This is a genomic window from Synergistes jonesii (assembly GCF_000712295.1).
GTDB lineage: Bacteria > Synergistota > Synergistia > Synergistales > Synergistaceae > Synergistes > Synergistes jonesii.
In genome coordinates this window covers 21,836-39,883 of record NZ_JMKI01000005.1, presented here as the reverse complement: position 1 = coordinate 39,883, position 18,048 = coordinate 21,836, and the positions used below count along the sequence as shown (strand labels likewise).

Below are 18,048 nucleotides of genomic sequence, written 5' to 3'. Positions count from 1 at the left end.
GATTTTATGCTATTAAGGTTAAATAAAGTCAAATAAGAATAACGCGTATTATTTCCCTAAAGCGACTGAAAATGGCTGACAGAGCCGCAAAATGATATAATGCTGGGGCTTGCTGAAGGCAGCGCTGAAACGGAGGAATGAATTATGTCCGTAAAGACAGAAGCGGAATTCGATTATGAGATATGCTCGGACAGGATAAAGCCGATAGCCGAAGCCCTGATCAAAAAATACGACGAACTGCACCACATCGACCCGGATAAAATATTGTTCGTAGTCAACCACAAAAGCGCCGGCAGCAAACGCCAGCTCACGCTCGCGAAGACCACGAAGATATCCCCCAAGTGGACCGAACTTCTTTACCAGCTCGGCGCCTGTTCGTACTTTTATATGATAGAGTTCTACGCCAAGACCACGGCGACGATGGACGAAAGCCAGATGGTCGCGCTCGTCTACCGCGAACTCCGCCGCATCGGCCCGGAGGGCGAGATATTGACCCCGGACGTTCACGACTGGTGGCAGATACTGATGGGACTCGGCCGCAAATGGTTCTACCCCGACAACAGCTGCCCTAACCTGCTCGACGAAAACGTCGACTGGAAAAAACTGATGGGCTCGTATTACGAGGAGGCTGACGGCGGAGAGTAGCAGCGCCCGTCACAAAATCGCCACAAAAACGGCACATAAAAGACAAATAAGACCCACTAAACCGCCACAGCCGTGCCCTAATATTGTCATCGACGAACAGGAATGTGCCGCGAAGGACCTCGCCGGAGAAAGACGACAGGCGCGGCGGAGAGAAGCCCGGGCGCGGACGCCTACGGGTTTCTGAAGATGAGGAGGCAGCGGCATGAAAGCATCGAAGAAAGCATTAAAAGCGGCGGTCATTCTCACGTTGACGGTTTTTGTCGCAGGGAGCGCCGCAGCTGAGCCGCAGCTCTCGGCGCCGCAGCGCCAGCCGGGCGAGCCCGAAGTAAGCCGTCCGTCGCAGCGACGCCCGGGAATGCAGAACTGGCCGACGGGCGCTCGCCCTGGGGCAGCCCCGTTCCGGCGCGGCGCCACGCGTGTTCTGCCGGGGGAGCCATCCGGCTCGGTGGCGACGCATCCCGGCGGGCCTATGAGGCCGAACGGCGGCGGATTTATGCGCCCCGGTGCGAACGGCGATATGCACAAAAGCAATGACCGTATGCCGGGAAAACCGATGAGCCCCCAGAACGGAATGAGGCGCCCCGGCGAGCGACCGGCGCCGCAGAGGCCGAGCAACCGCGGCGCCGGGTATCATAGACCGTATAACTACGGCTACTCATACGCATCGGCGCCTTACTACTACGGCGGATATAGGGACAGGGACAGGGACGAAGACGATACCGGCAAGATAGTCCTCGGCGTGATAGGCGGACTGATTTTGGGAAGTATCTTGTCGAATATGGCGAACAATACGTAGTGTTAGCCGAAAATTAGCCCGGCGGACAAGTACCGCCGGCTTACAAATAAAGGTTAAGCCACGCCGGCGCGTTGATATGCCGCTATTCTTCAGCGCGCCGGGTATTTATTTATCGTCTGTAAAATATAAAAAAGAAATTCCGCATAACTTTTTCCTTTATCGTACGCCCGTTGTTGCCACTTTGATTTTTGCTTTATCAAAGCTCGATCTGCAATATATAAAGGGATTCTCCTGTTTGTGTATCGAATATTATCAAAATATGACGGGGCGTTTCTGGAAAACAAAGCCCCGTCGTTGGCGGAAAAGTAGAAAAAGATAGTTGAAAACCGCTTTTCTCAGCGTCGTTATTTCAGGATTTTTCTCCCGCGCCGCGGGAGTGTTTTTCTTATCACGAAGTGAGCTTTATTCGTTCGTAAAGGGGCTCGATTTTGTCCGTCACCACAACGGAGAATATTTCCAGAATCGGCATTCTACGCCAGATTATCTCTCTGCCGCCCTTCAACTTTAGTTTTACGTCGCTGATTCCCAAGATGTCGTTTCTGTCGATGTCGACGGATATTGTCCCGCCGTTTCGAAGCGGCTCTTTGAGGTAGTTGTGCGACCACTTTTCCATGCCGGTCCGCGATATGGAGATAGACGTTATTTCGCTGCCGCTGCGGTTTATTATTTCAAGCGGCGCCCCCCCGCTTCCGCATTCGGCCGCCGGCAGCACGCGCGAAGCAATAAAAATGAGCGCGGCGGCCGAGAATAGTGTGAATAATTTTTTTGTCATCGTAAGTCCTCCCTGCGACGAAGTGTTACCATTTGTCGCGCACGAGCGGCGCATCGCCCCAAGCTACTTCCGTCAGGAAGCCGCGCCCGGCCATCTCGGAAAGCGGCGCTTCGATCTCCGCCCTCTTCGAGAGCGGGACTTCGAGGCGCGCCGTCACGTCCGCGCCGTATTCGACGTTCACGCGGCTTTCCGTGAAGCCCCATTTGTGCAGCGCGGTCGTCAGCGTCTTTGAATAATCGTAGCCGCAGCGCAGCAGCAAAGTGTTGTTGAATTCCTTCTCCGCGGCGCCTGCTGTTTCTATCGCGAGCTCCGCCGCCTTTTTGTAGGCGTCTATCAGGCCGCGCACGCCGAGCTTTATCCCACCGAAATAACGGGTCACGACTATGAGCGTGTTCGTCAGCTCGTGCCGCTTTATCGCGCCGAGAATAGGGCGTCCCGCGCTGCCGGCCGGCTCTCCTGCGTCGGAAGAGTGCTCGAGCGGCGCCGACGTGCCTATTCTGTAAGCCCAGCAGTGCTGATGCGATTTCGGGTACAGCAGCGGGAATTTTTTTATCATCTCGGCCGCCTCGTCCGCCGAGAGGCATATGCGCGCCGAGCCGATGAAGCGCGAGCGCTTTACGGTGAACTCGGCATCGCAGTCGCGTGCCGGCGCGCGGAAGGTGTTTAATCCGTTCTCTTCCATACCGCGGCGAGGCGTTTGTAGGTCGATTCGAGCGACTCGGATACGACCCTTGTCTCTCCTATTACCGGCATGAAGTTCGTGTCGCCGTTCCAGCGCGGGACGATATGGGTGTGCAGATGTTGGTCTATGCCGGCGCCTGCGACCCTGCCGATGTTCATGCCGATGTTGAAGCCGTGCGGCTGCATCAGGGCGGTAAGCGCCCTCACGGATTTCTGCACGAGCGCCGCCGTTTCCGCTAATTCCTCAGGCGTGAGCGATGCGAAGTCGGCCGTGTGGCGGTAGGGCACTACCATCATGTGTCCGGGGTTGTAGGGATAGGCGTTCATTATCACGAAGCAAAGCTTTCCGCGTTCGACGATAAGCCTTTTTTCATCCTCGTCCAGCTTCGGGAAGTTGCAGAAGATGCATCCCTCGGCCGCTTTGTCTTTGTTCTCCGAGTTCGAAAGTATATATTGCATGCGCCAAGGGGCGAAAATTTCATCCATAAAGAATCCATCCTTCCATTTGATGCGGACTGTTAGGGCTTGTCGCCCTCTCTCTCATATAATTATAGCTTTTCATACGCTACATGGTATAAAATAACGATGCGTCAAAATTTTGAATGCGGGAGGAATCCTAATGAAGCTGTGGAAAAGATCGCTGATTTTCGCGCTGTGCGCGGCCGTTGCGCTCTGCGCCGCGGGCCGCGCCTTTGCGGAAACGGCGCATATGAGGCGCATCAGGCTTTCGACAAATCTGATAAACAAAATGGCGGCTCAGTCCGACGCCGACGCTCTCGGCCAGGTGATCAAATCGGGGAAGGGCGTGGCGATATTCCCCGCCGTGACTAAAGCCGGACTCGGGATCGGCGGACAGACCGGAGAAGGCGTCGTCTTCCTGCGCCGTCCGAACGGCGGATGGAGCGGCCCGGCGTTCATGGGCATCTCCGGAGCGTCGATAGGCTTCCAGATAGGCGTGCAGTCGGTGGGGCTCGTCCTCGTCATCACCAACGAAGAAGGGCTTCACGCCTTTACCGGCGGAAACAGCTTCAAGCTCGGCGCCGACGTGGCTATCGCCGCCGGCCCGGTCGGACGCGACGCCTCCGCCGCGACGGACGGGCGCGCCAAGGCGTCGATATACAGCTATTCCATGTCGAAGGGGCTTTTTGCCGGGGTGTCCGTCGAGGGAAGCGTGATAAATCAAAACCGCGACGCCAACAAGGCTTACTGGGGACGCGACATCTCGGCGGGGAACGCACTGAAGAAGCCGGCGACGGACAAGCGCGTGGCGCAGCTTATCCAGGCGTTGAACAACCTTGTGAAGAAAGCTCATTAGCGGAAGATTTGACCTGAACGACGGTGAGCCCCGCCAACGCGGGGCTTTTTACTTATGTTCTGAAGCTCGGTCAGAGCAGCTCTTCGAGGAAAGTTTCCGTGTCTTTGCCGCGCGGCAGCTCTTCGCGTTCGAATTCCTTTACTATCCTGCCGCCGCTCATGACCTTGAAGTGCGCGCCGAGCTTCTTCGCCTGAGCGAGACTGTGGGAGACCATGATTATCGGCATGCGCTCTTCAAGCTTTTTCAAAAGCTCTTCTATTACCTCCGACGACTTTTTGTCAAGTGACGCTGTAGGCTCATCAAGAAGCAGCATATCGGGCTCAAGCGCGAGAATTCTCGCGAGGCACATTCTCTGCTGCTGCCCGCCTGAGAAGCTCAGGGCGCCGGCGTTCAGCCTGTCCTTGACTTCTTCCCAGAGGCCGACTCCGCGAAGATATTTTTCCATTCGCGCCTCCGCTTCGGCTCCCTTGATTCCAAGGACGAGCTCCATCGGCAGCAGCATGTTTTTCTTCAGAGAAAGCGGCAGCGGATTGGGGCTTTGAAAGACCATGCCGGCGCCGCGCCTTATCCGCGCCGCTTCCGGCGCGCCCTTTCCGTAGATTTCCCTTATTGCGCCGGCCGACGCGATGCGTACGGAGCCCTCGCCTTCGTACCCCGGGAAATTTTCGTTGAGCCTGTTGACGGCGCGCAGAAGCGTCGTCTTTCCCGAGCCGGAGCGCCCGAGCAGCACCGTGATGCCTCTTTTCGCGAAATTTGCCGTTATATCGTAGAGGACGGTCTCGCCGTTGAATCGCACCGTCAGATTTTTGATCTCCGCGCAGAATTCCATCACCGGTACCCCCTGAAGCGGCGCGTAACGGCCCTCTGGCAGAGGTGCGCCGTCCCCGTCAGAAGGGCGGAGAGCAGCAATAGCGTCAGAGCGGCGCCGAAGCCGCGCTGTAGCTCGCTTTCGTCGCCGTACTGCGCCGCGGTGTAGTATATGAAAAAGGGCAGGGCTTCGAACTTTGCGGCGAGGCCGGCCGGCAGCCCCGAATTCACTACGACGCCGGTCAGCATTATCACCGCCGTGTCCTCCGCCGCCCGTCCCATAGCCAATATCATGCCGCCGAGTATCCCGCGCGCCGAGGCCGGTATCAGCACCCTGCGAAGGCTCTGCCCCTCCGAGAATCCGAGCGACGCGCAGGTCAGGGAGAGCGTCGGGGGCAGGCTTTCGACGGCCGACCGCGTCGCGACTACGAGCGCCGGCATCACGAGCAGCGCGAGGCAGAACGCGGCGAGCAGTATGCAGGTCGTGGCGTTCTGCCAGCCGGCATGCCGCAGCGCAAGAATCAGCACGAAGCCGAAGAGCCCCATGACGATCGAGGGAATGCCGGCGAGCAGGTCGATGGCGAGCGAAAGATGCGCCTTCAGCCCGCCCTTCGCGATGCGCGCGAGATAGATTCCGCAACAGACGCCCGGAAGCGCCGCAAGCAGCGTTGTGAGCAGCACGAGGCAGAGCGTGCCGACGAGCGCCGGCCATATCCCCTCCCATACCGGGCGGATCCCTAATATCGCGTCGAGGGGCGGGGTCTCTCCGAAAAGCAGTCGAAGGTTCAGCACCGGAAGCCCCTGTATGATTATAAACAGGAAGATGGCGGTGCATGAAAAAGTAACGAAGGCCGCGCCGAAATAAGATAATGAACGGAACAAGAGGAGCCTTTTATTTACCATCTTTGCCGCCGCGGATAAATCTGAAAAGCAAATTAGCTCCGGCGCCGAGCAGGAGCAGGATGCCTCCGGCGACGAAGAGCGAATAATAAGCCGTGCCGCCAACGTCGGACGAGAGGACGAGCCCTATGTGGGCGGTCAGGGCCCGCACCGCGGAAAGCGGCGAAATAGGGTACTGCACGGCGTTCCCGGCGAGCATCACGGGAATCATCGTGTCGCCGGCCGCGCGCCCGAAACCGAGCAGCGCCGACGCGCGCAGCCATCTGCCGCACGCCGGAAGGACGACGAAGACGAGGTTCTGCGCGCGGGAAATGCCGAGCGAAGCCGCCGCCAGGCGGCAGCTCTTCTCCGTCTGCGCGACGGCGCTCTCCATCGAAAGGGCCATCGTCGGGGTTATCAGCAGCGAAAGCACGAGCGCCGCCGACAAGACGCAGAAGCCCGAGCCGCCGAGGCCGTCTCTGACGAGCGGCACGAGCAGGAAGACCGAGGCGAAACCGTAAACGACGGTAGGCACCGCCGTCATCACGCGGAGCAGCGACAGCAGGAGGGCCGACGCGAAGCTCCCGCCGAAGCCGTGGACGAAGCAGACGCAGCCGAGCGAAACGCACCACCCGAGCGCGAGCGCCGAGAGCGAGATCACAATTGTCGCTGCGATCATCGGCACGATGCCGAAGCTGCCGCCCTCCGGCGCCCATACCGACGTGAAAAGAGTCGGCCCGCCTTCAAGAAGGCCGTCGGCCGCGCATATTATGACAAAGGCGAAGACGGAGGCGAGCAGCGCTGAAACGTATAAAGCCGAAGCCGTGAGCCAAAGCGGGGTTTTTGAAGCGTTATCCATAGAGAGGGGAAGCCGTTCGGGCGCAGCGCCGCCGCGCCCGAACGGGAAGAGCCCTATTTCTTCCTCGGCAGCGGAATATAGCCGCAGTCTTTGATTATCTCCGCGCCCTCGGGCGTGTAGATGTAATCGATGAAGAGCTTTGCGACGCCCTTGGGCTCGCCCTTCGTGTTCATATAAAGGTCGCGGACTATGGTGTACGCGCCGCTGGCCGCATTCTCCTGCGTCGCGGTCATGCCGGCGAGCTTCGGCGCCTTGACGGAGCCGTCTATATGTCCGATGCCGACGTAGCCTATCGCGCGCGCGTCCTTAGCGACCGCGGTCTTCATCGCGCCGTTGGAATTGACGACGTTGACCGACGGGGCGATATCGCTTTTTTTGATGGCTTTCTCTGTGAAGACCTCGCGCGTTCCGCTTCCGTCCTCGCGGCCGTAGAGGTTGATCGCGCCATCTTCGCCGCCGACTTCCTTCCAATTGGTTATCTTGCCGGCGTAGATGTCGATAAGCTGTTCAAACGAAAGCTCGTCCACTTTGTTGGCGGGGTTGACGACGACGGCGACGCCGTCTATCGCGAAGGGGAAGGTCACGAGCCCGTACTTCGCGACTTCGTCTTCCTTCAGCGCGCGGCCGGTGTTGCCTATTTCGACGAGCCCCTCGCCGGCCTGCTTGACGCCGACGCCCGAGCCGCCGCCGGCGACCGTGATGCGGATGTCGGGATTCTTGCTCATGATGCGCTTGGCCGCTTCCTTCATTACCGGAATGTGAGCGGTGCCGCCGGCGATGTCGAGCTTGCCCCTCTGCCCGACGAACGAATCGAGCGGCGCGGCGAAAGCGGCGGCTGCGGATAATGCGCAGAGAAGCATGGAGACGACAAACCTTTTCATTTGTTAAAAACACTCCTTAATCAATTGTCTTTGCCGAAAAAACAGAGATATGGAAATAGGCGCGCAAACAACTCAGGCGCCTGTGCGCCGGGGGTCATCTTATGCTGGGAGTATTGTTGAGGCCAGCGTCGCCTGTCTTGAATCAGAGAATCAGAATCCGTGGCTGGATGAAAGGCCATAGGAGAATACGGCGGCCAGGCAATGCATCCCGTGCATTTTGTGAGAGCCGCGTCACGTCATTCTTCTCCACTGTCCTTTCGCAATTTTACAAAGTTAATATCACACCCGCCGCCGAAAATGTCAAGGAAAAGACTTTATGCAGAATAACAAAAAACGGCCCGAACAGGGCCGCCAAAATATGTTTTATGTTCGAGAGATGTCTAATTACAGCTCCGAAGTGCAGTGCGGGCAGCGCGTGGCCCTTTCGTCGACCTCGCCGAAGCAGTGCTGGCAGAGTCGCGGCTCCTTCGCGGGCGCCTCGGGCTTTTGGGGCGTCATTCTGTTTATCGCTTTGATAACGATGAAGATCGCCCAGGCCTGGATTATGAAGTTGATGATGTTGTTGATGAACGAACCGTAGGCGATGACGGGGATGTTGTTCGCCTGAGCCTCGGCGAGCGTGGCCGCCGGCGCGCCTCCGAGGTTGATGAAAAGATTGGAAAAATCCACGCCGCCGAGCATGTATCCGATAGGCGGCATTAAAATGTCGGAGACCAGAGAGGCGACTATTTTTCCGAAAGCCCCGCCTATGATGACGCCAACCGCCATATCCATCACGTTGCCGCGCATCGCAAAATCCTTAAATTCCTTGATCAAACCGCTCATTGCAGTACCCCCCGAGAGTGTGACATTATAATAATTCTTTCAAATATATTAGTACAATTTACCGGTGAAAACAATATGCGAAAGACTGGTTTACAGCTCCCGCCCAGAGTGCGCCCTGTAAAAAAACAGAGCGCGCTCGCCGGTCAATCGGGACGCGCTCTGTAAGGCTTTCTTATTTGTGCGGCCCGCCGATTGCCGCGCCTCTGTCATTCTTTCTTCCGCGGCCTGTGGTGCGCGCAGCCTCCCCCCTCCGTCATCATCTCGTGTATCGGGACGTAAATGGAAAGAAGCGCCTCCACGTTTTCACGGCAACCGCGCCCCGAAGGGTTCCGCAGCGCGCATTCGTTGTCGGCGCAGAGGGGCACCGCGGCCGCTATGTCTTCGAACGAGCGGGCCCCCTTCATGATCGCACCAAGCACCATATTCTTCGTCGCGCCCGTCTTAGTGCAGATCGGCGTCTTGGCATCCGCGTCGCGCCAGAGGCGTTCAAGGTCTATCATTTCGTATCATTCCCTTCTTTGCTCATATTGACATTATAGCCCATCATCGCGTCAAATATCTTCGGCGGCGGAGTATATCGGCAGCGCCTCGATCGCGGCGAAACCGTATTTCAGATAAAAAGGCAGCCCCGCCGGCGTTGCAAGCAACACGAGCGGCTTTTCCTTAGCGCGAAGCGAAAAGAGGAGCCCGTCCATCAGCTCGGCCGCGCGTCCGCGCCTTCTCTGTCGCGGCAGGGTGGCGAAATAGTAAAGTCCGAGAGCGCCGGACGTCTCGTGTATCAGCGCAGTTGAGACGAATTCGGCGTTTTTTTCGAGCGCGAACGCCGAGTTTGAAGCGTGCGCGGCGAGGTACGAGCCGAACGGTTCGTAATTTTTCTCCTCCTCCCCTTCCGCTCCTCCGAACGCGCGCCACACCGCCGCCGCCCAGCGTGCGAAATCCTTCTCTACGATGCGGACGACGTCCCTGTTAGGATATTCGCCGCGCATCTTTTCCAAGGGAAGGCACATAGACGTGTAGCTTTCGCGGCGCAGTATCCCCTTCTCCGCTAAGAAATCCGCAAGCGAACGCGGCGCGTGCGGCAGGAGCGGCGCGATGAAATCGGCTTGGCGTTCTTTAAAAAAAGAAATGGCTGACGCCGCGTCGCCTATCGACGCGTTCTCCGCGAAAACAGCGTAATTTTCGCCGGCGTAAGGCAGGCCGCTCGCCGCGGCGAGCGACGGAGGGGCGAAGCGAAGGGCCGCTCCGTGCGGCGCCTCTGAGAGCATCGCCGCAAAGGAGAAAAAATTTTCGTAAAACGCCCGCGATATATCCATAAAGGTCACTCCCAGCCCAGCGTGAAATCCGGGATAACATGCAATAATTATAGCGTGACTCGGGAAGGTAATGACGGCAAAGCGAAGAGGATGATGAAAATGCGCGAAAAAAAGAATAAAAAACGGACAGGCGGCGAAGACGTCACTTTTTCGCAGAACGGGCCGCTCTCCGTTTCTTTCGGCTCCCTGTTGAGCGCTGAGAGCAGGAGCAGTGAACCGGAAGAAGAAAAGCGCACCGCCGTAGAGGAAGAAGAACGCGCGCAGCCGGCTGGTGCGTCGAAAATCTCAAAGGTCGCGCTGCGCCGCGAGCGCGCGGGGCGCGGCGGGAAAACGGTCACGATAGTTACGCTTCCGAAAGATTACGGAGGCGACGCGGCTTCGCTCGCAAGAGAGCTGCGCAAAGCTCTCGGCTGCGGCTCGTCGATGGAGGAGGGGAATATAGTCCTTCAGGGAGATATTATTGAGCGCGTCGAAGCGTGGTTTGTCAAAAAGGGCGTGAAAAACGTCTCAAAAAGCGGATGTAAAGGGTGATTTTTAATTGACCAACGCTGACGAGCGGATTCTTACCGCAAGCCCGCGACAGGCTTTTCGCGGGGCGTTTTTTATTGTTGACATTTCGGCTTAAGCTGTGTAACATGTGCGGAAACCGTTTCGCCAATGGGGAGGGTTTTGAATGTCGAGACTTATGATTTGCAGTCATACTCTGACGGCGGTCCGCGCAGGAGAAGCCGGGCCCCGACCGTATACCGTCCAGTAATCGCAAGTGGGCCGCGTCGTCCGCCATACCCCATTTTTTTCAATAACTGAATAACGCTATTTGTCGTTACTGAGCCGCGCCTGTGCGCGTGCGGCACCGTCGGCTTTGCTTGCCATAGACTTGCTGTGCGCTGCTGCATGTGTTTTATTACCTGAAAGGATGATATGGTAATGAAGGAAACAGCTATGCTGTCAAATATCGATCCCGCCGCCGGGCTGCTAGACGGAAAAATTATCGGCGTGGCGGGCTTCGGCCATCTCGGAAGCTCCGTCGTTTCCGCCCTGCTGACACGAGGCTTTCCCCGCGAGCGTCTGATGATATCCTGCGGAGGCAGCGCAAAGACGCTGTCGAGGATCAGGGAAGCCGGGCTTGAAGGGCGCCTTGCGGAAACCCCCGAGCTTCTGCGGCGCGCCGACGTCGCCGTCCTTGCCGCGCGCCCCCAGCAGCTGACGCGCTTCCGCGGCATGAAGACGGGGCGCGATACGTCCATACTATCCTTTATGGCCGGGGTTTCGCTCGAAACGCTGCGCGGCCGCTTTTCCGCGCCGCTCTACCGCGTGATGTGCAGCGGTCCCGAGACGATAACGGAGGGGTGCGGGGTCGACGTTTCCTTCCCAGCCGAAGCCGTCTCCCGCGCGGTGCTGGAGGCGGCGGGGCTTAAGCTCTTCGAGCTCTCCTGCGAAAGCGAACTGGATTCTTTCACGGTGGGCATATGCATCCCTCCCATCCTGCTAAACACCGGGATCGAAGCGGAGGAAAAAAATAGCGCGATGCTGAAAATGGCGCGCCGTTACCCCGTTTACCGCGAGCTTTCGCCGTGGATAGACGGCATCGTCGCTTCTCAGGCCGGCAAGGAGAACGCCGCGTCGCTTGCCAACGTATCGACGAAGGGCGGAGTCACCGAAGCCATGGTAGAGGCGCTAAAAGGCGGTTCGTCCTTTTACGGCGCGATCGAGGCGGGGCTTGCGCGCAATATAGAGCTGCGCGACGAGATGAAGCGACAGGTGGGGTCCGCCGCGGCTTAGGTTAGAGAAAGGCTCTGATAAAGACGACGTATTTATTGAATCCATTCGCCCCCAATCCCCATCTTCGAGCCCATAATCGTTAAATCATTGCAGAGCAGACCTGCGCGAAAATTCGCCGCGGCGCCTTAGATGGGGCGCGGAAGCGAGTATAATAATCATAATCAAAATAGCTTTTTTCGGAAAGGGGCGGCGACGATGGAGGCGGAAAAGAAGGACGGCGCAGCGCTGAGCTACGCGATGGCGATGGCGGCTGTGACCGTCTGGAGCGTCACGTTCATCTCTACGAAATACCTTTTGAAATTTCTGCTGCCGGCGGAGATTTTGTTCTGCCGCGTCGTTATCGCCTACGCGATATTCGTCGCGATGGAGCCGCGTCTGCTTAAGCCGCGGGGCCTGCGCGCCGAGCTTCCTTTTATCGCGATGGGGCTTCTCGGCACGACGCTTTACTTCTTAGGCGAAATTTTCGCGCTGAAATACGGCGCCGCGTCGAACGTCTCGCTCATCGTCGCCGTCTCCCCTTTCCTCACGGGCGTCGCCGCGCACTTTCTCGTGCGCTCGGAGCGCATCTCGAAAAAATTTATTTTTGGAGGCTTCTTCTGCCTTGTCGGCGTCGCGCTCGTCATTCTGAACGGACATTTCATCCTGAAGCTGAACCCGGCCGGAGACCTCCTCGCGCTCGGCGCGGCGCTCTCCTTCGCGCTCTACTCGATCATCGTGCGCAATGCGAGCAGCGGCTGCAGCGCCGTCGAGCTTACGCGCAAGAGCTTTTTCTACGCCCTCGTCACGCTGTTGCCGCTCTTTTTCACGCCGCTGATGAATTGGCACCCGCGCGTCCTGCTGAACGTGAAGATTTTGCTGAACCTCGCCTTTCTCGGCGGCGTTGCGTCGGCTCTCTGCTTTCTCGCGTGGAACAAGGTGATCTGGGCGCTCGGCGCGGTCAAGGCCAACAACCTTATATATTTCATGCCGGCTTTGACGACGATTTTCGCGGCGGTAATTTTAAAGGAGCGCATCACGCCCTTCGCGGTGGCCGGCGGCGCGCTGATCCTGGCCGGCGTTTATATTTCGCAGAGATAGCGCGCGTAATCTTGCCGGCGCTTTTCCCATGTGGTATCATTTCGTCTAGTTGAATTGAATACTGCGCCTGCGCGCGGGGGAATGCGGTGAAATGCCGCAGCGGCCCCGCCACTGTGACCGGAAGGAAGTCAGGAGACCTGCGCGCGGGAAGGGATGTTATGCGCGGGCGTTTCTCATCCATCTATTGAAAAGGAGCCGCGGGGCTTCTTTTTTTTTGCGCTTAAGGGGATTTGCATTTGAAATTTTTGCCGCGTCTCTTTCTTCTGATTCTTATGATGTTCGTGTCTGCGCACGCAGCGTCTGCGCAGCCAAAGAGAATCGTCTCCCTCACGCCTGTCGGCACTGAGATATTGTTCGCGCTCGGCCAGGGAGAGAATATCGCCGGGGTGACGAACTTCTGCGATTATCCGCCGGAAGCGCTGAAAAAGCCGAAGATAGGCGGCTATTCCGAAGTGAATTTCGAAGCGCTGCTGCTGCAAGAGACCGACCTTCTGGTCCTCCAGGACATGCACAGGCAGTTCTGCAGCGACTTGGAGAGGCTGAAGATTCCCTATGTGATAGTCAAACAGGAAAGCATAGAGGATATCTACGAAGCCCTTTCGAAGCTCGGAAAGATGTGCGGCGCCGAAAGAAAAGCGTCCGAGATAACGGCGCGCATGAAGCGCGGGATAAAAGCAATAGAGGAAAAAGTGCGCGGCCTTCCCGCTCCGACGGTCCTGCTCTGCGTCTCGCGCGAACTTTCCGAGAAGAATATCTCTATCTTCTACGCGGCCGGCGCCAGGACTTTTTATAACGAGATCATCGAACGCGCGGGAGGTAAGAACGCGCTTCTGCGCGAAAAGAGCGGCGCGGCGTACCCGAAAATATCGCAGGAGGGGCTCATAGCGGTCGACCCGGAGATAATCATCGACCTCGTAGGAGAGCGCAGCTTTTATCATTCTATGGAGCGCATAGACCTTGACGAAGTCTTCAGCCAGCGCTACCTTGTCGGACAGTGGCTATCCGGCGCGGCGGTACGCGCGGTGAGGAACAGGCGCGTGACGGTCCTCGACGGCACGGTCTATCTGAGACCCGGGCCGCGCCTGCCGGTCATTTTAGAAGCGTTCGCCAAGGCGATACATCCGGAGGTGAAATGGTGATAGGGATTTTAGAGGTTCGGGATCTGTCGTATTCGGCGGGAGGAAAGGAGATTCTTTCGCATGTCTCCTTCAGCGTGAAGCGAGGCGGCTTCCTTACGGTGATCGGTCCGAACGGCGCGGGCAAGAGCACGCTGCTCAAATGCGCCGGCGGGCTGCTGCCGTACAACGGAGAGGTGCGGATCGACGGCAGGAGCGTCAGGGATATGAACGAACGCGAGCGCGCGAAGCGCGTCGCGTGGCTGCACCAGAACGGCGCAGGCAGGATGCCCTTCACTGTGCGCCGCTTCGCCGCGATGTCGCGCTATCCGTGGCGTCCAGTGCTTGCCGGCGAATCGGAGGCGGATCGGAAAATCGTCGCCGGAGCCCTTGCCCGCGCCGGCGTCGAAGAGCTGGCCGAACGCAGCCTTCTGACTCTTTCCGGAGGTGAGCGGCAGCGCGCGCTGCTCGCCGCGGCGCTCGCCCAGGGTACGGACATCTTGTTCCTCGACGAGCCGACGAGCTTTCTCGACTATCGCCAGCAGGTCGAGATGATGGCCCTCATCGAACGGATAAACGCCGAGGGGATGATGGTGTTGATGGTGACGCACGACATAAACCACGCGCTGCACGCCAGCGGGGAGATCCTCGCGATCAAGGAGGGGAAAGCTGTGTGGCACGGCGAGACCGACGAGCTGCTTTCCACATCGGCTCTTTCTGAGATATTCGAGACGGAGTTCAAATTTTTCAGCGTCGGCGGACAGAGACGTCCGTACGCCGCGCCGGCGGGGTTCGTATCGTGATGAATAAGAAAATCGTCCTTCTCTTTATAATTTCCGGGCTTATCATAATCGCCGCACCGTTCGTCGGCGCGCACATGCTCTCCCCCTCCGATATATTGGGCGAAGGCGGCAGCGCGAGGATATTATGGGACCTGCGCCTGCCGCGCGTGACTCTCGGCTGGATCTCCGGCGCTACTCTCGCGGTCTGCGGGCTGATATTCCAGGCGCTTTTCAGGAATCCGCTGGCCTCGCCGGACATGCTCGGCGTTTCGATGGGCGCCGCCTTCGGCGCGGTGCTCTACATCCGCCTCGGGATCGCGATATCCGTCTTCGGCGTGATTCAGGGCATTTCCCTTGCCGCCTTCGGCGGCGCGTTCCTTGCGATAATGGCGCTCTACGCGGCCGGGAACATAAGGCGCGGCGGGCTTTCGCTTTCGTCGCTGCTGCTCGCCGGCGTCGCGCTGAACTTCCTCTTCGGCAGCGTCAACATGATAATACAGTACAGCGGCGGCTACACCGACACCTTCCGCATGATGCGCTGGACGATGGGAGGGCTTCAGACCGTCGGCTTCGCGCCGGCGCTGGCGTCGCTGCCCGGGCTCCTGATAATACTGCTTGTCGGCTGGCTCACAGGGCCGCAGCTCGACCTGTTCATATGCGGCGAGGAGCTCGCGCAGAGCCGCGGCGTCTCGGTCGCCGCGCTGCGGCGGCTGCTCTTCCTGACGGTCTCCTTCGTCGTGGGGATAAGCGTCGCGCTCTGCGGACCGATCGGCTTCGTCGGCCTTATGTGCCCGCATATCTGCCGGCATATATCGGGCGGCGGCCATCGTGAGCTGACGGTCGTCTGCGCGCTCTTCGGCGGGGCCTTCCTCGTCGCCTGCGACGTAGCGTCGCGCACCTTCTGGGCCCCGGCCGAGCTGCCTGTCGGCATAATCACCTCCTGTCTCGGCTCGCTTTTCTTCCTCTACCTGCTTGTCAACGGAGAAAGATAGTGCCGAGGCTGCGCTTCCCCAATCTGAAGCTCGGCGGCACCTCCTGGGTCGTCCCCGGAAGCTTCGCCGACAACATGCGCGAGCTTTCGCGCGACGTCGACAGCATGCAGTTCGTGCTCTTCGACAACAGATTCGGATCGAACATCCCCTCGAAAGAGGAGATCCACGAGCTTTCGCGGCTGCAGGACGATCTCGGCATGGGCTGCACGGTGCATTTCCCCCACGACATCTGCCTCTCGCCGGATGAGGCGGAGCGCGTGAGGTGCGAGGACTCCTGCCTGCGCATAATGGAGCTTTTCGACGAGCTCGACCCCTTCGCGTACATACTGCACCTTGACGGGGAACAATACGGCAGATACCCGAGCGCCGATATGGAACGCTGGACGGAAATGAGCGGCAAGTCTCTCTCCCGCCTCGCGGCGAACGCGCGCGACGGCGGAAAAATCTGCGCCGAGACCCTTGACTACGATATCCGCCTCGCGTACCCTGTCGTGAAGGAAAACGGCCTGTCGATCTGCATAGACGTCGGCCATCTGGTGCGTTACAAGCATCCTGTGCTCGAACAGGCGGAGATGTATCTGCGCGACGCGCCGGTACTCCACATCCACGGCGTGACGCCGGAGGGCGCGGACCATCGGAGCATGGAATTTTTTGATGCGGCGCTCTTCGGCGAGCTGATGAAAAAGCTGACCTCGGATGAGCGCGAAAGGGTCATGACGATCGAGGTATTCGAGGACGATTACGGAAAATCGCTCGATGCGATAAAAAAATTACGGGGGAATAAAAATGCTTGAGTACATGGATCAGGGCGGAAGCATAATGTGGATCATAGCGGCGCTCTCCCTCGCCGCGCTCGCCGCGGCGGCCGAAAGGCTGATCTTCTTTCATAAGGCGTCCGTCGACGTAGAGAAGCTTGAGGGCGACTTCGGCAAAGCCATCTCCTGCGGCGACGCCGAAGGAGCGTGGCGCGTCGCTAAGGCGAACGACGGCTCCGCGAACCGCCTCTTCGTGGCGGCGCTCGCACACTGGGGGATCGGCGCCGAGGACATGAAGCTGCTGATGGAACAGCAGGTGCGCCGCGAGATCTACCGCTGGGAGAAAAACCTCTTCGTGCTCGAGATGATAGGCAAGATAGCGCCGCTGCTCGGGCTTCTGGGGACGGTTTTGGGCATGGTCGCGATGTTCCGCTCCCTTCACTTCGGGGGACAGGTGAACGCCGCGATGGTGACGGGAGGTATCTGGAAGGCGCTCTTTACCACCGTCGCCGGCCTCGCCGTGGCGATTCCGACGATAATGGTCTACGGCTTCCTGAACGCCAAAATCGACAGTGAAGAGGAGACGCTCAAAAGAAGCGCAGACTTCATAGTGCGGGAACACATAGCCTCGGGCGGCGGAAAAGATGGCGCGCAGAAATAGGCGTCCGGCGGAGATAGACATCACTCCGCTGATAGACGTCCTCTTTATGCTGATAATATTCTTCGTACTCACCGCCTCCTTCGCGCAGGGCCGGCTCGAAGTCCAGCTTCCCTCCGGCGAAGGAAGGTCCGGCGGCATGGAGGGCGCCGTGCTGCTGACCGTCGACAGGGGGGGAAAAATATACTGGAGGGACAGGCTCGTCACGAAAGAGGAACTTCGCGCCCTCGCTTCCGAATCGAAGGGGCGCGAGGTGCTCGTCGCGGGAGATAAGGACGTCCCATACGGCGCCGTCGCCGAGGTCCTGTCGATTTTGCGCGGACGCGGCGTTTCGAACGCCGGGCTCATGCTCTCGGGAGAAAGAGTGCGATGAGCGCCCTTTCCGACGAAAAAAAGAGATGGTGCGCGGCGCTTTTGATCTCGTTCGCGATACACGGAGCGCTGATTTTTGCGCTGAACGGCGCGCAGAAAAAAGAAGAAAAAAGGCCCGAACCGGTGATGAACGTCAGGCTCGTCTTCGCCCCCGAACCGCCGCTGCGGAAAAGCGGAGGCGCGCCTAAAGCCGAAACGAACGCTAAAGCCGCGCCGCAACCTAAAAAAGCCGAGATAAAAAAGCAGCCGCGGGCCGAAGCGCTGAAAAAAAGCGTCAAGGCCGCGCCCGTCAAAGAAATAAAGGAAATATCGGATAAGCCGGCCGAAAGCGTAGAAGAAAGCGCGCCGACGACCGAAGGATATTCCGGTGCGCAGGAGAGCGGCGCCGCCGAAAGCTCCGCAGCGGGGGCCGGCGGCGCGGGAAGCGGCGGCTTCGGTGGCGGCACGGGCTACGGCTCAGGCGGCGTAGCAGACGTCAGCGCGCTGACAGTGATTCATAAGGTCATTCCAGACTATCCCGCCTTCTCGCGCAAACGCCGCGAGGAAGGCACAGTGACGATAATAGCGTCGCTCGCAGACGGCGCCGTGACCGCCGCCGAGGTGGAGAAGGGCAGCGGCTTCGAGCGCCTCGACATGGCCGCGCTGCGCGCGGTAAAGGGCTGGCGCTTCGCGCACGACGGAAAGATCCGCGTAAGAATACCTTTTGCATTCAAAATAAAATAACCGCGGCGCGGCAGCGTAT

The 18,048-nt window shown here is 58.8% G+C and carries 23 protein-coding genes and 1 riboswitch; of the genes, 13 read left to right on the top strand and 10 right to left on the bottom strand.

Annotation, left to right across the window (positions count from 1 at the left end; genetic code table 11):
- Positions 1-144 precede the first annotated feature (144 nt).
- Positions 145-645: a putative metallopeptidase gene (locus EH55_RS01705; protein WP_037974314.1), complete on the top strand. Its 501-nt coding sequence runs from the start codon at positions 145-147 to the stop codon at positions 643-645.
- A 202-nt stretch (positions 646-847) separates the two neighbouring features.
- On the top strand, positions 848-1,441 hold the full coding sequence (locus EH55_RS01700; protein WP_037974313.1) for a hypothetical protein: 594 nt from the start codon (positions 848-850) through the stop codon (positions 1,439-1,441).
- A gap of 388 nt (positions 1,442-1,829) precedes the next feature.
- Here EH55_RS01700 and EH55_RS01695 read toward each other — a convergent pair whose 3' ends face one another.
- Genes EH55_RS01695 through EH55_RS01685 form a run of 3 tightly spaced genes read right to left on the bottom strand, consistent with a single transcriptional unit; the run spans position 1,830 to position 3,380 of the window.
- On the bottom strand, positions 1,830-2,213 hold the full coding sequence (locus EH55_RS01695) for a hypothetical protein (RefSeq protein ID WP_037974312.1): 384 nt from the start codon (positions 2,211-2,213) through the stop codon (positions 1,830-1,832).
- 25 nt (positions 2,214-2,238) lie between these two features.
- Positions 2,239-2,895: an IMPACT family protein gene (locus EH55_RS01690; RefSeq protein ID WP_051682544.1), complete on the bottom strand. Its 657-nt coding sequence runs from the start codon at positions 2,893-2,895 to the stop codon at positions 2,239-2,241.
- Positions 2,877-3,380 (bottom strand): HIT family protein, encoded by a 504-nt coding sequence (locus EH55_RS01685; protein WP_037974311.1) that lies wholly within the window; start codon positions 3,378-3,380, stop codon positions 2,877-2,879. Before EH55_RS01685 ends, EH55_RS01690 begins: the two co-directional genes overlap by 19 nt.
- 133 nt (positions 3,381-3,513) lie before the next feature.
- On the opposite strand from EH55_RS01685, the gene EH55_RS01680 reads away from it, so the two are divergent.
- The gene (locus EH55_RS01680) at positions 3,514-4,209 is read left to right on the top strand and encodes a lipid-binding SYLF domain-containing protein (RefSeq protein ID WP_037974310.1); all 696 of its coding nucleotides are present in this window, start codon (positions 3,514-3,516) and stop codon (positions 4,207-4,209) included.
- Between the two features lie 70 nt (positions 4,210-4,279).
- Here EH55_RS01680 and EH55_RS01675 read toward each other — a convergent pair whose 3' ends face one another.
- From EH55_RS01675 to EH55_RS01645, 7 genes are all read right to left on the bottom strand, one after another.
- Entirely contained in the window at positions 4,280-5,038 is a 759-nt protein-coding gene (locus EH55_RS01675; protein ID WP_051682543.1) for a phosphate ABC transporter ATP-binding protein, read from the bottom strand.
- Positions 5,038-5,919 (bottom strand): ABC transporter permease subunit, encoded by an 882-nt coding sequence (locus tag EH55_RS01670; protein WP_037974309.1) that lies wholly within the window; start codon positions 5,917-5,919, stop codon positions 5,038-5,040. Before EH55_RS01670 ends, EH55_RS01675 begins: the two co-directional genes overlap by 1 nt.
- A complete protein-coding gene (locus tag EH55_RS01665) occupies positions 5,909-6,754 on the bottom strand; it encodes a PstC family ABC transporter permease (protein WP_037974308.1) in 846 nt (281 codons plus the stop codon). The genes EH55_RS01670 and EH55_RS01665 overlap by 11 nt, the downstream gene beginning before the upstream one ends.
- 53 nt (positions 6,755-6,807) lie before the next feature.
- On the bottom strand, positions 6,808-7,635 hold the full coding sequence (locus EH55_RS01660; protein WP_037974307.1) for a phosphate ABC transporter substrate-binding protein: 828 nt from the start codon (positions 7,633-7,635) through the stop codon (positions 6,808-6,810).
- A 384-nt stretch (positions 7,636-8,019) separates the two neighbouring features.
- On the bottom strand, positions 8,020-8,460 hold the full coding sequence (gene mscL / locus EH55_RS01655) for a large conductance mechanosensitive channel protein MscL (protein WP_037974306.1): 441 nt from the start codon (positions 8,458-8,460) through the stop codon (positions 8,020-8,022).
- Positions 8,461-8,666: 206 nt separating this feature from the next.
- Positions 8,667-8,960: a hypothetical protein gene (locus EH55_RS01650; RefSeq protein ID WP_037974305.1), complete on the bottom strand. Its 294-nt coding sequence runs from the start codon at positions 8,958-8,960 to the stop codon at positions 8,667-8,669.
- Between the two features lie 51 nt (positions 8,961-9,011).
- Positions 9,012-9,773 carry a GNAT family N-acetyltransferase gene (locus tag EH55_RS01645; RefSeq protein WP_037974304.1) on the bottom strand — a complete coding sequence of 254 codons (762 nt, stop codon included), beginning with the start codon at positions 9,771-9,773 and terminating at the stop codon, positions 9,012-9,014.
- Between the two features lie 99 nt (positions 9,774-9,872).
- Here EH55_RS01645 and EH55_RS13245 point away from each other — a divergent pair, with 99 nt between their 5' ends.
- The 10 genes from EH55_RS13245 to EH55_RS13240 all read left to right on the top strand — a co-directional run bounded on the left by EH55_RS13245 (position 9,873) and on the right by EH55_RS13240 (position 18,029).
- Positions 9,873-10,304: a translation initiation factor gene (locus EH55_RS13245; RefSeq protein WP_051682542.1), complete on the top strand. Its 432-nt coding sequence runs from the start codon at positions 9,873-9,875 to the stop codon at positions 10,302-10,304.
- A 396-nt stretch (positions 10,305-10,700) separates the two neighbouring features.
- Positions 10,701-11,555 carry a pyrroline-5-carboxylate reductase family protein gene (locus tag EH55_RS01635; protein ID WP_037974303.1) on the top strand — a complete coding sequence of 285 codons (855 nt, stop codon included), beginning with the start codon at positions 10,701-10,703 and terminating at the stop codon, positions 11,553-11,555.
- Between the two features lie 195 nt (positions 11,556-11,750).
- Complete coding sequence (locus EH55_RS01630) at positions 11,751-12,632, top strand: DMT family transporter (protein WP_051682541.1); 882 nt, start codon at positions 11,751-11,753, stop codon at positions 12,630-12,632.
- 48 nt (positions 12,633-12,680) lie between these two features.
- Positions 12,681-12,791: riboswitch (cobalamin riboswitch) on the top strand.
- A gap of 77 nt (positions 12,792-12,868) precedes the next feature.
- Positions 12,869-13,771: an ABC transporter substrate-binding protein gene (locus tag EH55_RS01625; protein ID WP_051682540.1), complete on the top strand. Its 903-nt coding sequence runs from the start codon at positions 12,869-12,871 to the stop codon at positions 13,769-13,771.
- On the top strand, positions 13,768-14,550 hold the full coding sequence (locus EH55_RS01620) for an ABC transporter ATP-binding protein (protein WP_070110029.1): 783 nt from the start codon (positions 13,768-13,770) through the stop codon (positions 14,548-14,550). The genes EH55_RS01625 and EH55_RS01620 overlap by 4 nt, the downstream gene beginning before the upstream one ends.
- Entirely contained in the window at positions 14,550-15,521 is a 972-nt protein-coding gene (locus tag EH55_RS01615; RefSeq protein WP_037974302.1) for a FecCD family ABC transporter permease, read from the top strand. The genes EH55_RS01620 and EH55_RS01615 overlap by 1 nt, the downstream gene beginning before the upstream one ends.
- The gene (gene cbiR, locus EH55_RS01610) at positions 15,521-16,315 is read left to right on the top strand and encodes a cobamide remodeling phosphodiesterase CbiR (protein ID WP_037974301.1); all 795 of its coding nucleotides are present in this window, start codon (positions 15,521-15,523) and stop codon (positions 16,313-16,315) included. The genes EH55_RS01615 and cbiR overlap by 1 nt, the downstream gene beginning before the upstream one ends.
- Positions 16,308-16,937, top strand: a complete 630-nt coding sequence (locus tag EH55_RS01605; RefSeq protein WP_037974300.1) for a MotA/TolQ/ExbB proton channel family protein — start codon at positions 16,308-16,310, stop codon at positions 16,935-16,937. Before cbiR ends, EH55_RS01605 begins: the two co-directional genes overlap by 8 nt.
- The gene (locus EH55_RS01600; RefSeq protein ID WP_037974299.1) at positions 16,921-17,307 is read left to right on the top strand and encodes an ExbD/TolR family protein; all 387 of its coding nucleotides are present in this window, start codon (positions 16,921-16,923) and stop codon (positions 17,305-17,307) included. The genes EH55_RS01605 and EH55_RS01600 overlap by 17 nt, the downstream gene beginning before the upstream one ends.
- Positions 17,304-18,029: an energy transducer TonB gene (locus EH55_RS13240; protein WP_051682538.1), complete on the top strand. Its 726-nt coding sequence runs from the start codon at positions 17,304-17,306 to the stop codon at positions 18,027-18,029. Before EH55_RS01600 ends, EH55_RS13240 begins: the two co-directional genes overlap by 4 nt.
- Positions 18,030-18,048 lie beyond the last annotated feature (19 nt).